We start from the raw sequence: 13460 nt of genomic DNA, 5'->3' as shown, positions 1-13460 counted from the left end.
ATTAAAACAATAAATTGAGTCTGAAGATTGCCTACATCAACTGCATTAGTCTTAGGCGGTGGCGGCGCTAGGGCGGCCTACCAAGTCGGCGTGTTAAAAGCACTGGTCCAGCTTTATCCACGCAATCATGGTATTCCCTTTAAAATTATTTGCGGAACCTCTGCGGGTGCCATCAATGGCACCGCTATCGCTACCCATGCCTCTTGCTTTCACCTTGGTGTCAGAAAACTCGAATGGGTTTGGCGTCACTTTGAAACTCGAAAAGTCTACCGAGCTTCGATCACAGGCGTTCTCAGCCATCTAACGAAAATGGCCCTCAAAGGCATGCAAGATGATAAGGTCAATACCGATGCAGGCAGTCTGCTCGATAATGATCCGCTAAGAGGCTTACTCAATGAGCTTATCGACTTTAAACGTATCGACCGTAATATCCGTAATGGCTCACTGACGGCACTGAGTGTGGATGCCTCTTGTTATAATAACTCTCGCTCAGTGACCTTTTTCCAAGCCGCGAAAGAAATCGAAAACTGGACCCGTGCCCGTCGCAGTGGCGAACGTATCATGCTCAATACCGAGCACCTACTCGCCAGTTCGGCAATCCCTATGGTATTTCCATCCATTAAACTCAACCAAGCCTATTATGGTGATGGTTCAGTCCATCAGCTAGCACCGCTCTCAAGCCCTATTCATTTAGGCGCCGAAAAACTCTTAGTCATTAACTTAGAGAGCCCGCACAAGCACTTTCCTATGGAACTAGAATATCACCCAAAAACAGCGACAATAGCGGGTCATCTGCTCGATACCATCTTTTCAGATACCTTAAATAGCGACCTTGAGAGACTAGAAAGGATCAATAACACTTTAAGCCTGATTCCTGAGTCAAGCCGTAACAAACTCGCCTTGCATCCGATTAAAGCCCTAGTCATCAAACCTAGCGAAGATCTCAGCAAAATTGCTGCCCGCTTCTATGATGACATGCCATGGGCCGTTAAAACCTTACTCGGCTTCATCGGTATAGACAGGCAATCAGACTCAAGTATTGTGTCCTACCTACTCTTCGAAAAAACGTATACCAGCGCTTTAATCGACTTAGGCTATAAAGATGCCATGGAAAAAATCGATGAACTTAAAGATTTCTTTTGCTTAAAATAAGCTAACGACTTAATCAGTTTCTTCACTAAAAATCATGCAAAATGGATAATATTAGTGCCGAAATTCAAACTTTCGCATGAGGAAGAAGATGGATTTAACATTGATAATTTTGTTTGCATCGCTTACTATGCTGTACTAGATTATCAAAAAATCATGCACATTTTTTCAAAAAGGGAATCACGATGAAAAAAACTTCACTAGCACTTATCGTTGCAATCACAGCATTCAGCTCTATGGCTGCAAATGCAGTTGAAGGCGAAGCTGCAGGTACTGGTACTGCTGCAAGCACTAGTACTGGTGTTATCGTTGCTGGTAGCGTAGCTGCTGCTGCTGCAATTGCTGGCGCAGTTGTTATCTCTAACAGTTCTGATGGTAACCCAATTACCAACACAGGTACTGGCACAGGTACAACTACAGGCACTGGTAACTAAGCTATTGTTAGTATGCTTTTAAACAGCCGCCTTATGGGCGGTTGTTTTTTTTGAGTGTTTACAAAGTTAATTTCATAACTTGAAATCTGTCTGATACCTCTTTAAATTCGCTATTTAATCCTAATTGAGAATAAGCAACTCGGATGCGTATATATAAAAAATTACTGTCACTACTGACAATCTCGATTGTGTTAGTAAACACAACCGCTTGTAGCCAAAGAATCAGCGCACTTAACGATACTTTGAAGTTAGCCTTTATCGGTGACAAAGATACTCAATTGTCGGAACAGCAAGTTAATAATATCCCCTATGCCAGTATCTATGCTCGAATCGATGGTATACCTCAAGCGTTCATTGTACTTGCACTTGCAGAGCCTAAGTTCACCTTAACGCTGCCACCGACTCCTGCAATAACAGAGTTAAAATGGCTCTCTGCAGATAAAGCCATGTTAGTAACAATAAATGGACGATTGGTTAGGACGAGCAACCTATTAACAGGTGATTTAATTGCAGTAGAAAGCAATGAGCCAGATCCTATACTCTTAGGCTTACATTTAGATAGCACTCCCAAAACATGGACTCGAACGATTGATTGGCAACCCGGATATCACTTTGGCTACCGCGTAAATTCACATTTTAGTTTTATTGCTAAAGAAAACATTCTCATCAACGATACTCCAACCCAAGCGCTACATTACCTTGAATCAGTTTCGGTAGATAATCTCAATATTCAGTATCAAAATGAATTTTGGCTAACACCAGAAACAGGTCATGTGATTAAGAGTCGTCAAAAAATTGCCCCTAATCAGCCTTTTATCGAAATTACATTACTCAAGCCATTTGCGTCTTAGTGGAGTCCCAATGAGATCCTATTTAATGCCCTTAGCGCTACTGCTCAGTTCTGTTTTAGCGACAGTAGCTCAGGCTGAAACTCAATTGTTAGTTACAACGTCGTCAAACCAAGATGCACAAGTTGAATTACTTTATCCAACATCGATTCGTCTTGATAAAGTAGTACTGGACGGCTTACAACAACTTCAAATACATAATAAAAACAATCATAAAGAGATAACCCCTATTTATTGGTTGGGTGCAGCACTACTCGATATCCAAAACACTGCCGCTTTAGAAGCTAAACGCAAAGAAACCCTGTCCCAACTAGCACAAATGGGTCAAGCTGCAGATGACAGTATCTATACAGCAAAGCTTGCAAAACTTGCGCAGTTTTTACGACAAATCAAACTTGGACAGCGCGTAATGCAGCCATTACATCTTGATTTAATCAGGATAAATGACTCATACAACCCTCTAATTGATGGCCGTTTCGAACTTATCTTACCTCAGAGACCTACGACTGTACTTGTCATGGGTGCGGTAGCTAAAGCGGGAAGTTTTGAATGGCAAGTCAATAAAAATAGTAAAGACTATTTAGCGAAAGCAATTCCATTAGAAAACGCTGATAATAGCTTCGTATGGATAGTTCAACCAGATGGTAAAGCACTAAAACAACCAATAGCCTATTGGAATGCTCAAGCGCAAGATATTGCTCCAGGAGCTGTCCTTTATGTTGAATTTTCAGACTTAGTAGAAGACTACAGCACATTGAACGCCAATATTATTGAATTATTAAGGAATCGGGCTCTGTAATGAATAACGCTACCCATTCTAATCTTACGTTAAGTAAACTTTCAGCAATTGCTCTGGCTCTTTTCCCTTTATTCCATATCCAAGCCGATGAATTTAGCTATCCTCCACTCTTAGCCTCACAATCGGACTTTGGTGGTGTAGGATTAATGCAAATGCCTACAGGACGTATGGCTCCTGAGGGTGAGTTTAATTTTGCAACAACTTATAACTCTGAATACCAGCATTTTTCAGCTTCAGTGCAATTATTCCCTTGGTTTGAAACTACGGTTCGTTATACCCAAGTACAAGATCTACTCTACAGTAACGATCCGAGTTTCAGCGGTAACACCAAGTACACTGATAAAGGTATCGATTTTAAAGTCCGTCTAGTGGAAGAAAGTTACTGGTTACCAGAAACTTCTATTGGTATAAGAGATTTTGGCGGTACAGGCTTATTTGATGGCGAGTTTATTGCGGCCACTAAACGTGTTGGTCCAGTCGACTTTACCTTAGGGATAGGCTGGGGCTATATAGGAAATAGCGGTAACCTGACTTCGGATAAAAAAGATCTTAATGATAATTGTGATCGAGACACATCTTTTGGAGGAAAAGGTGGAACTGTCGACTACCAACGTTGGTTTAAAGGCTGTGCGGCATTATATGGCGGTATTGAATATCAAACGCCGTGGGAACCTTTACGAGTAAAAGTAGAATATGATGGAAATGATTATCTAGCAGATTTCCCCGTCACTGGTGGTGGCGTCGATATGTCACAAGACAGTAAATTTAACTATGGCTTACTCTACCGAGCAACAAGCTGGAGTGATTTCCACCTAAGCTATGAGCGTGGTAATACTTGGACGTTAGGTGTTAGCCTGCAAACTAACTTCAATGACTTACGACAAATTAAACGTGATACTCCTGCAGAGAAATATAAACCTATAGCAGCAGTACCTATGTCGGGTAAAAGAGTAACGCATGACGGTACAGAAGAAACAGCACAATCCTCTACCGATACGGCTATTTCAACGGTAACAACTCAGCCATTAGTAACAACTGAGTCATCAAAGTCAGAACCAGTTACAAACACGACTATCCACGCTGAAATGCCCAGCCAAACTGATTGGGACAGAGTAGCGACTGAGCTTAGTACTATCGCTGGTTACGACAATCCAAAAATCTATCTTGATAATCACATCGTGACCGTGGTTGCAGATCAAGTAAAGTATATGGACCGTAAAGAAGCCCACCATAGAGCGGCGACGATACTGGCAAATAACACGAACAAGCAGATAATTACTGAATATCGTCTTATTGAAACCCGTTATAAGCAGCCGATAACAGAGACACATATCGACGCTGATAAATTCGCTCAAGTAGCTACCTATGGTTATATCAATGCAGATATGGCGGATAGCACAGAAATCAGTGTACCAAGGTCGCCTCAAGGAACATTAGTAACCCAATCCCATGAGGATTGGTTGGATAAATTAAGTTTTGATATTGCCCCCACTATGGTGCAATCCTTCGGTGGTTCAGAAGGTTTCTATATGTTCAACATAGGTGTTACTGGCAGTGCAGCGTATCGATTTAATGATCGCTTGGAACTTTCGGGATCACTTTATTTGAATCTCTATGATAACTACGATAAATTTTTGTACGATGTTCCACCTGATGGTACCGACTTAAAACGCGTAAGAACGCTTATTCGTCAATATGTCCATGACTCAACGGTCAGAGCGACTAACTTACAGCTAACTTGGATGGATAATCTGAGCGATAACATCTCCTATCAAGCCTATGGTGGTTATTTAGAGATGATGTATGGCGGAGTAGGTACCGAATTCCTTTATCGACCGCTAAACAGTGAATGGGCATTCGGTTTTGATGTTAACTATGCGAAACAAAGAGATCCTGACAGCATGTTTGGTTTCTTCGAGGATGAAAATCAGTTTGACCCACTGACCAATCGCGCCTATCGAGTGCAGACAGGCGTAGTGACAGGACATGCGACCGCTTATTACCAGCCAAAGTGGTTCCCGAATACCTTGCTAAAAGTCAGTGCAGGCCAATATCTTACCGAGGACAAAGGCATAACTGTCGATTTCTCAAAACAGTTTGATAGTGGCGTTATCGTCGGTGCATTTGCGACTAAGACTAACTTGTCGGCAGAAGAATACGGTGAAGGTAGCTTTACCAAGGGATTCTATATTTCGATCCCATTCGATTTAATGACAATTAGACCGACTCAAAGCCGTGGCTTCCTCTCTTGGATGCCGTTGACCCGTGACGGTGGCCAAATGCTTGGTCGTAAATACAACTTATTTGATATGACTGATGCGCGGTCACCTTGGTATACCAGACCCAGTGTAGACCCCATTAAATAGTTAGTACGCAGCTAAACCTCAAAACGGGCAAGATAATTCTTGCCCGTTTTGTTTTCTGCCATTAGGACTAACTTACAATAGTAAAATCTGCACTGCCAAATTAGCTCACGACTCTATTGGCCATTTATTTAATACAAGTAGTGATTAGCTTTATGAGGGTGTACTGGCGAGGCTATCTCTGGTGGATAAAATCGGTGCGGCAATTAATGGCCAATCAATGGCAAACTCAGCACTGTTCCAAGCTAAAACGCTTTCATCTTCAGGATCATAATATTGAGTACATTGATAAATAACATCAGCATAATCACTAAGAACATAAAAACCGTGCGCAAAGCCCGATGGGATCCACATTTGCAGATGATTCTCTGCCGATAGCACTCGCCCAACCCATTTTCCATAGCTGGCCGAGTCGGCCCGTATATCAACGGCTACATCAAAGATGCTCCCTGCACAGACTCGCACCAATTTACCTTGTGGCTTACGCTGTTGAAAATGCAATCCACGCAGGACATTGTATTGCGAACGACTCTGGTTTTCCTGCACAAATACGGGAGGCTCAAATCCTCTTGCAGTAAAACAAGCATCAAAATAGGATTGCCTGAACGTTTCCTTAAAAAAACCACGCTCATCACCAAATACTTGGGGTTCAAACACCAATACTTCGGCTAATTCTGTTTCGCTATATTTCATCCAATACCTGCTTATAGAGTCATGCACGAAACAGCGAAATAGTAGGGTATAAAAAGGATCAATATATCCCGAATCTCAGCTTGCATCAGAGTGGCCAAAGGGTAATAAATCATTGGTTTATCATAAATGGGCAGTAATTGCTTACAGACAACCAGCGTCATAGGATAAAGACGCGAGCCAGTACCGCCCGCCAGTAAAATGCCTTTTCTCATTGAAATATTTAGGATTGATAAGCCATGTTGAAGTGCCAAGATTGTAGCATACAAAATGTCGCGAGCAGGAAGAACAGATAACAGGGCTGTTGGCTGTTAATGCAGGAAAAACAACGCAACAGAATATTAAACCGCAAAAGCCAGTACCATTTTGGCTCAGTAAGATTTCAATTCGTCTGTTACTTAATAAACATATAAGAAGACGCTAACCTATCTCAACCCTTACTACTTTCAGGGATCAGCATCTCAATACGTAACCCCTGATTAGGCGCTGAGAAGAGTGACACATTACCATTCAGTTTTTGTGTGATCAGATTATAAATAATCGACATCCCCAAACCTGTTCCACCACTCTGCCTTGCGGTGGTAAAAAAGGGCTCGAATGCTTTGGCTTTCACTTCATCTGACATGCCTACACCATTATCTTCATAAATCATCTTGATCTGCGAAGCCATTTTTTCAACTACTATCACAATTTGCTTATCACCGACAAAATCATCGGGAAAAGCATGACGAAAACTGTTCGCGACTAAGTTAGTGAAAATTTGTGCGATCGCACCGGGATAAGAATCAATAAAAATATTATCGTCAAGTTCAACTTTTAAAGTGATATTTTTCTTACGCATCAAGGGTTTTAATGAACTAAATATTTGAAAAATGTAATTCTTTAGATTAAAGCGCTCGCGTTCCAGTATCGATTGGTCTGCAGCAGTACGCTTAAAGTTATGCACCAGTTCTGCAGCGCGGGAAAGATTACGTTCAATTAAGCATAAACCATCCTGCATTGTATTGATAAAGCTGACAAATTTATCCTCATCGAGCTCGTTTTTCTCAAAGAGTCCTTTCAATAGGGATAACTCATCCAAACAATGGGTCACGGATGTGACAGCTATGCCAAGGGGTGTGTTCACTTCATGGGCAACACCGGCGACTAAGCTGCCTAAGGCCGCCATTTTTTCATTTTCAATTAAGTGTTTTTGGGTTGATTTCAAAGTCGATAATGCAGTTTCTAGCTCTGCGGTACGCAGCTCAACTTGATGCTCAAGATCGGTATTAATGAGCTTGAGCTGTTGTTGATATTCAATGATCTCTTTAGCACTCATGGCTCGACCAAAAAGGTCGGCCAGTGCCGAGGCAAAGGCCTTCTCATCCCGAGTCCATTCCCTCGCCTCGCCCTGATGTTCAGAACAAATAATCCCCACCATTTTTCCGTGGTGACGAATAGGACTATCCAACAAAGAACTGATCTGATTCGGTTTCAGATAGGTTTCGACAAATTCTTTAGTGGCGGGATCCGTTTGCGCCTTATTGGCGACAATTGTGCGCTCATTGTCGAGCAGGCTAAAGTAATGGGGAAACTGCGCGCGAGTGAGCACTAACGCTTCTTGTGGCTGCTGATTGTCGAGTGAATAATAACAAGTGATGCTCTGATTATCCGGACTCAACAACCAAATGCCCGCCCGAGAGATCAGTAATCCCTTACAAATTGAGCTCACGATAAGTTGTGATGCTTGAATGAGATCACCCTCATCAATAACCTGAGACTTACTGACATCAAATAAAATTCGATCAAGCATTCGGGTCATAGCGGCTCGTCCGGAATATGAATATGTAGGGAGGCAAACACATCTAACAAATCAAGGCTGGCTTCACATAACATGGGATCAAACTGTTTACCAGATTGCGCTAAGATGTACTCGCGCACCGCCTCAACAGACCAAGCCTCTTTGTAACTTCGCTTGGAAAGCAAAGCATCAATTACATCAACAATCGCCATCAGGCGGCCTTCAATAGGAATGTCTTCCTGCGATAGCCCACGGGGATAACCTTGCCCATCCCAACGTTCATGATGAGTATAAGCAATTCTAGCGCCCATTTTGGCAATGATACGATTTGAGCCAACCAACAAGTTATAACCCTTCTCTGCGTGGGTTTGCATAATCGCCCATTCCTCGGCATCGAGTTTACCGGGCTTATGCAAAATACTCTCAGGGATACCGATTTTGCCTACATCATGAAGAGGCGCCGCATAACGAATGGTTTCGATAAAGTCTGCCTTCATACCAATGGCAATCGCGAGCATTTCTGTCATGCGCGCTACACGGCGCACATGGGCTCCCGTCTCCTTACTGCGCTGCTCAATGGCATCTCCAATGATTAAAATTAGCTCCCTTTGTGTCTGCTGCACATTTTCGCGACCCGATAGGTTCTCAAAGGTTAAGCTCACATTTGCCGCAAATAGCTCAAGAATGCTGACTTGAAAATCCGTTAACTTAGTGTTGTGTTGTAAATAGAGAATACTGGTGACATGGCCACTAAGCTCATAAAATCCAACATAAATATTGTCACGGATCAGCGAGGTTTTTAGCGCTATCGCTTCAATAATATGTTCCCGCACATCCCCTGGCAGAGTCTCAACGCTGCCACCTTCAAAGTAACTGATCATATCTCCCGTGGCGGCCAGCAGATTCATTTGAGTATCGAGGTAAAGGTCTTGATGATAACTCGTGAGATAAAGAGCCGAGCTTTCAAGATTGAGCAGCTGCAAGGTCTGTTCGAGCACTGCACTACCAAAGTTATGCAATGTATGGCTCTTAAGTACAGAGGTGGAAGCAGCAATCACTTTTTCCATCCCCTTTTGGCTTTGCTCGATAATTTTTATATCGCGATAGGAGCGCAATGACGTGTACACACAAGACTTAAGCCGAGCCGCGGTGAGCTCTGTTTTAGCTTTATAATCGTTAATGTCAAAATCCCGAATAACTTGCTCTTCAGGTGCTTGCCCCGGCTGACCCGTACGTAAAATGATGCGGGTACTGTGGTTATTTAATTCAGTGCGAATTTTTTGGACTAGCTCTAAGCCTGCATGATCGGTTTCCATGACGACATCAATAAAGGCCAAGGCAATATCTGATTCAGTTTGAAATAATGTTAAACCTTCAGCAGCGCTGTAACAGGAGTAGAACTGCAAGACTCGATTATCTAAGGTCAGATTTTTTAACGCAAATCGAGTGACATCATGGATCCCAAGTTCATCATCAATAATAGCCACCTTCCAAATGCCTTGTTTAGGCTTATGGGATGTATCTTCGATAACATCAGCACTTTTCTTAAATAACGCCACAAAACCACCGTTTACGATGAATAGTTACGTTTTAGTATAGATTCAATCTTGAAAGTGACTAGTTTCAAAGGATAAATTATCATCCCGTTGATTACCGCTTAGGACTAACAACTAACATACTGGCCACTTAAAATCCACACAAAAACAACTTAAGTCATTGTTATAAAAATAGAAATAGCAAAAGTTAGCCTAACCTAGTCTTGGCGGGTATGATGAGAGCACTTAATGCATAATTCCCCAAATTTCTATTGGAGCTACTATGAAAAAATCACTATGTTACATCGCACTGCTGGCTTTATTCACCACGGCTTGCTCAGAAGCCCCAAAAGAAGAAACGGCAGTCAATACAGCCCAAGCTCAAACAGAAGCGGCAAAATCCGTCCCAGTAGGTGATACCAGCCAAAACTCACTCGATTGGGCAGGTAGTTATGAAGGCGTATTGCCTTGCGCCAGTTGTGAAGGAATGCAAACCCTAATCACTTTGCAAGCTGATAATAGCTTTGTTCAAGAAACAGTTTATTTAGGTAAAGATGAAAAGATTTTAAAACTAATGGGTAAAATGACATGGGACGAACTGGGCCAGAAAATCACCCTAGAAGATGGTACACAATATTTGGTCGGTGAAAATCAGTTGATCATGTTAGACACTGAAGGCAAACGGATCACCGGCGAACTTGCTGCAAATTATGTGTTGAAAAAGAAAGGTCTATAAAAGCAGAGCTGGCAGCTAGCACTCAGCTGCGGTATTAGATTATGAATAACGGCGGCTTTGCACTTAACGTAAGAGCAAAGCCTCCGTACCGTTATCCATAAGTCACACAGAAATGTTCTGCAACCGCAAAGCGACGTTCTAGAAGTTGTGAAGCTAAAAAAGGCGAAACAAACCTTCTTAACCAATAAAGAGGTTATTTTGAATAACAGCATACAACTGATCCGCTATCAAGATTGCCCATCAACGCCATGGAAAAATGGTGGTGGAAGCACAAAACAGCTACTCATTTCCCCCATCAATGCCGAACTTACTGAATTTGATTATCGGATCAGCATTGCAAGTATTAGCAGCAACGGACCTTTTTCATCATTTATCGACATAGACAGGCAACTGCTCATTCTGGAAGGTGATGGTGTTGAACTCAGCATCAATAGTCATGAAGGGACAAAACAGATAAATGGCCTTGGAGCTGGAGAAAAGATATCAGGAAATACAGATACAACTGAATATAAGCGACTCACGCCAGCTGATAGCCCATTCTGCTTTGCTGGTGAAACCTCAATAACAAGTCAATTATTAGGCAGTGATGTTATTGATTTCAATGTCATGACCAAACGCGGCGCATTTAAAGCGCATACGCAAAGGCTTAGCTTTGATGACATATTTATCGAAGAACAGATTGCAACCTCAAACAGCCACCCAAATGAACTGCAAAAAACTGAAGCTTACGTCCCTATCATCCAAATACTCTGCTGCTTAGATACCATGACATGGGAGCATAATGGCAAGCTTATCAAGATCATGCCCTATGATATTCTCGTTTTACAGCAAGGCGATGGTATAAGGTTAAAAACAACAAGACCAAGTCGACTACTTAAAGTGTCTATTACTGCCTGCAAGCCATAAAACGAGTGAATGATTACGAACTTCCCGAGTAAATCTTTAGTAAATCTCAAGTCCAATGTACAACCTCGATATGACAAAGTTCATTAGTGATACCAATATTGCAAGCCTCTCTCTGCCCTGAGTTACGATGCGCCGTAGGTACTAAATTACTCCTTATCCATAAAACCGTGCTTATAAACGAAAAAAGCCAAATCAAATTTGATTTGGCTTTTCAAATACCACAAAAAACTAAGAAACTAGCGGAACAACTTTATTTTGGCCATCAACAGCACTTAATTTTTTCTTTTGCTGCCACACTAAATCGCATATCCCATCTGTTGGGTTAAAACCTGTTGGTGCTGACAGTAAGATTTCTCGTATAGCTTCATGATTAAACTCATGACAAGCTTTATCTAAGCGATTAAGAATAACTTCTAGCTCTTTCCAAGAAAGATAGCTTTCATTGGCAGTCATAATACGTTCATGCTCTGTGCCAGTAACATCATCACCAATTAGTAATTCTTCGTATAATTTTTCACCCGGACGTAATCCACTAAACTCAATGGCAATATCACCATCCGGATTTAGTTCATCCTTCACTTCAAAACCGCTGAGACGAATCATTTTTGCCGCTAAATCGACAATTTTGACGGATTTACCCATGTCCAATACAAATACATCACCACCTTTACCCATGGCCCCCGCTTGGATAACTAACTGTGAAGCTTCCGGAATAGTCATAAAGAAACGGGTAATTTCGCGGTGAGTAACAGTAACAGGCCCGCCATTGGCAATTTGTTTACGAAATAATGGCACTACAGATCCAGAAGATCCTAATACATTACCAAAGCGAACCATGCAAAAACGCGTTTGATGCGGCTCTTTAGATAACGCTTGAAGTGCCAACTCGGCCATACGCTTAGTCGTGCCCATGATATTAGTTGGTCGTACAGCCTTATCCGTCGAAATCAATACAAAAGTTTCAACCTTAGCTGCAATCGCTGCACGAGCAGTATATAAAGTACCGAAGATGTTATTACGCACACCTTCAACGACATTGTGCTCCACCAATGGCACATGCTTATAGGCTGCAGCGTGATACACAGTTTGGACTTTAAACGATTGCATTACTGCTTGAACACGATTTTCCCGTTGTACCGAGCCCATGATCGGTAAAATTTTAACATCAAGCCCCAACTCAAAAGCTGTCGCTGAAAGTTCGCGCTCAATCGTATACAAGGCAAACTCAGATAACTCAAATAGCACTAATTTTTTAGGTGACTGTTTTAATATCTGTCGACATAACTCAGAGCCAATCGAGCCGCCAGCTCCCGTGACCATCACTACTTTATTGCGGATATTGGCAACCATTAAGTCGCAACGGGGAGTAACTGCATCACGCCCTAACAAATCATCGATTTCGACTTCTTTAATATCGCTATAAAGCTTATTACCACTAACCAGATCAGCCATTGCAGGTAAGGTTAATACTTGTACAGCCAAAGGTTCAAGCTTGACTAAAATCTCTTGGCGACGAGAGCGAGAGGCACTTGGCATAGCCAACAACACCTTTGTAGCGGCTTTTTGTGTGATGAGTTTTTTAATAATAGAAGGCGAATGAACATGCACTCCTTGGATGACAGTGCCATGCAAGGTCGCATCGTCATCAACAAATGCAAAGGGATAATACTCATGACTCTGTACCAATGAGGTCACCAGTTGGCGACCACTCACACCCGCACCATAAATAATCACAGGTTCACCAACGCGCTTTAGACCAGACCCCACTAACGAGCGCACCATAGCGCGAGTTCCACCTACAAATACCAAGGCAAAAGCAGCGTAAATAATTGGTACAGTACGGGGTAGATTCGCCTCGCTGTAATACGCAATTAACACTAACGATACTGTTGAGGCAAGCACACCAACAATAATAGCGGTAAGTGCTTGTAACCCCATGTATCTAAGCACAGCACGATATAAGCCCAGCTTAGCAAACACCATGATACTCACAGGCACAACCAAAACAATGAGCAACCAGTATGTGCTATTAGTTAAGACACTCACGGCATCTAACCGCACCAACAAGGCAGCCCAAAATGCGACTAAGAGAAATACCGAATCAATCGCCACACTCACTAAACGTTTATGTGCCCGTTTCAAAGAAAATAAACACTGCAAAAATTCCATTTTCCGCTCCAATTTACTCAAAAACTTCATAAATTCCATAATTAACAACAC

11 protein-coding genes and 1 pseudogene are annotated in these 13460 nt (G+C 42.2%); 7 read left to right on the top strand and 5 right to left on the bottom strand.

The annotated features are described in order from the left end of the window. Positions 1–27: 27 nt before the first annotated feature. The 5 genes from HUB64_RS19760 (at position 28) to HUB64_RS19740 (ending at position 5596) form a co-directional block, all read left to right on the top strand. On the top strand, positions 28–1152 hold the full coding sequence (locus HUB64_RS19760) for a patatin-like phospholipase family protein (RefSeq protein WP_028761134.1): 1125 nt from the start codon (positions 28–30) through the stop codon (positions 1150–1152). Between the two features lie 182 nt (positions 1153–1334). Continuing rightward, positions 1335–1583 (top strand): hypothetical protein, encoded by a 249-nt coding sequence (locus tag HUB64_RS19755; RefSeq protein WP_173243905.1) that lies wholly within the window; start codon positions 1335–1337, stop codon positions 1581–1583. A gap of 143 nt (positions 1584–1726) precedes the next feature. Continuing rightward, a complete protein-coding gene (locus tag HUB64_RS19750) occupies positions 1727–2434 on the top strand; it encodes a YjbF family lipoprotein (protein WP_173497676.1) in 708 nt (235 codons plus the stop codon). A gap of 10 nt (positions 2435–2444) precedes the next feature. Continuing rightward, complete coding sequence (locus tag HUB64_RS19745; RefSeq protein ID WP_173497675.1) at positions 2445–3230, top strand: capsule biosynthesis GfcC family protein; 786 nt, start codon at positions 2445–2447, stop codon at positions 3228–3230. Then, on the top strand, positions 3230–5596 hold the full coding sequence (locus HUB64_RS19740) for a YjbH domain-containing protein (protein ID WP_028761138.1): 2367 nt from the start codon (positions 3230–3232) through the stop codon (positions 5594–5596). The genes HUB64_RS19745 and HUB64_RS19740 overlap by 1 nt, the downstream gene beginning before the upstream one ends. Positions 5597–5746: 150 nt before the next feature. Here the strand turns inward: HUB64_RS19740 and rfbC are convergent, their stop codons facing one another. From rfbC to HUB64_RS19720, 4 genes and pseudogenes are all read right to left on the bottom strand, one after another. After that, positions 5747–6286: a dTDP-4-dehydrorhamnose 3,5-epimerase gene (gene rfbC / locus HUB64_RS19735; protein ID WP_173497674.1), complete on the bottom strand. Its 540-nt coding sequence runs from the start codon at positions 6284–6286 to the stop codon at positions 5747–5749. Positions 6287–6339: 53 nt separating this feature from the next. Further along, positions 6340–6498, bottom strand: a pseudogene (locus tag HUB64_RS19730) (sugar phosphate nucleotidyltransferase); the annotation flags it as partial. Between the two features lie 215 nt (positions 6499–6713). Then, a complete protein-coding gene (locus tag HUB64_RS19725; protein WP_113940967.1) occupies positions 6714–8084 on the bottom strand; it encodes a GAF domain-containing sensor histidine kinase in 1371 nt (456 codons plus the stop codon). Continuing rightward, on the bottom strand, positions 8081–9622 hold the full coding sequence (locus HUB64_RS19720) for a DUF3369 domain-containing protein (protein ID WP_173497673.1): 1542 nt from the start codon (positions 9620–9622) through the stop codon (positions 8081–8083). The genes HUB64_RS19725 and HUB64_RS19720 overlap by 4 nt, the downstream gene beginning before the upstream one ends. A gap of 259 nt (positions 9623–9881) precedes the next feature. Here HUB64_RS19720 and HUB64_RS19715 point away from each other — a divergent pair, with 259 nt between their 5' ends. Both HUB64_RS19715 and HUB64_RS19710 read left to right on the top strand, forming a co-directional pair. After that, the gene (locus HUB64_RS19715; RefSeq protein ID WP_173497672.1) at positions 9882–10334 is read left to right on the top strand and encodes a copper resistance protein NlpE; all 453 of its coding nucleotides are present in this window, start codon (positions 9882–9884) and stop codon (positions 10332–10334) included. 216 nt (positions 10335–10550) lie between these two features. Then, on the top strand, positions 10551–11240 hold the full coding sequence (locus HUB64_RS19710; RefSeq protein ID WP_173497945.1) for a HutD family protein: 690 nt from the start codon (positions 10551–10553) through the stop codon (positions 11238–11240). Positions 11241–11468: 228 nt separating this feature from the next. Here the strand turns inward: HUB64_RS19710 and HUB64_RS19705 are convergent, their stop codons facing one another. Beyond that, positions 11469–13409: a nucleoside-diphosphate sugar epimerase/dehydratase gene (locus HUB64_RS19705; RefSeq protein ID WP_173497671.1), complete on the bottom strand. Its 1941-nt coding sequence runs from the start codon at positions 13407–13409 to the stop codon at positions 11469–11471. Between the last annotated feature and the right edge of the window lie 51 nt (positions 13410–13460).

It is taken from the genome of Shewanella sp. ISTPL2 (genome assembly GCF_013283205.1).
GTDB lineage: Bacteria > Pseudomonadota > Gammaproteobacteria > Enterobacterales > Shewanellaceae > Shewanella > Shewanella oncorhynchi.
The sequence above is the reverse complement of the archived record's forward strand: the minus strand, read 5'-3'. Positions and strand labels throughout refer to the sequence as shown.

Coding starts and splice junctions, on each gene's coding strand:
- HUB64_RS19755 (WP_173243905.1), top strand. CDS start 1,335: ATGAAAAAAACTTCACTAGCACTTATCGTTGCAATCACAGCATTCAGC.
- HUB64_RS19750 (WP_173497676.1), top strand. CDS start 1,727: ATGCGTATATATAAAAAATTACTGTCACTACTGACAATCTCGATTGTG.
- HUB64_RS19745 (WP_173497675.1), top strand. CDS start 2,445: ATGAGATCCTATTTAATGCCCTTAGCGCTACTGCTCAGTTCTGTTTTA.
- HUB64_RS19740 (WP_028761138.1), top strand. CDS start 3,230: ATGAATAACGCTACCCATTCTAATCTTACGTTAAGTAAACTTTCAGCA.
- rfbC (WP_173497674.1), bottom strand. CDS start 6,286: ATGAAATATAGCGAAACAGAATTAGCCGAAGTATTGGTGTTTGAACCC.
- HUB64_RS19725 (WP_113940967.1), bottom strand. CDS start 8,084: ATGACCCGAATGCTTGATCGAATTTTATTTGATGTCAGTAAGTCTCAG.
- HUB64_RS19715 (WP_173497672.1), top strand. CDS start 9,882: ATGAAAAAATCACTATGTTACATCGCACTGCTGGCTTTATTCACCACG.
- HUB64_RS19705 (WP_173497671.1), bottom strand. CDS start 13,409: ATGGAATTTTTGCAGTGTTTATTTTCTTTGAAACGGGCACATAAACGT.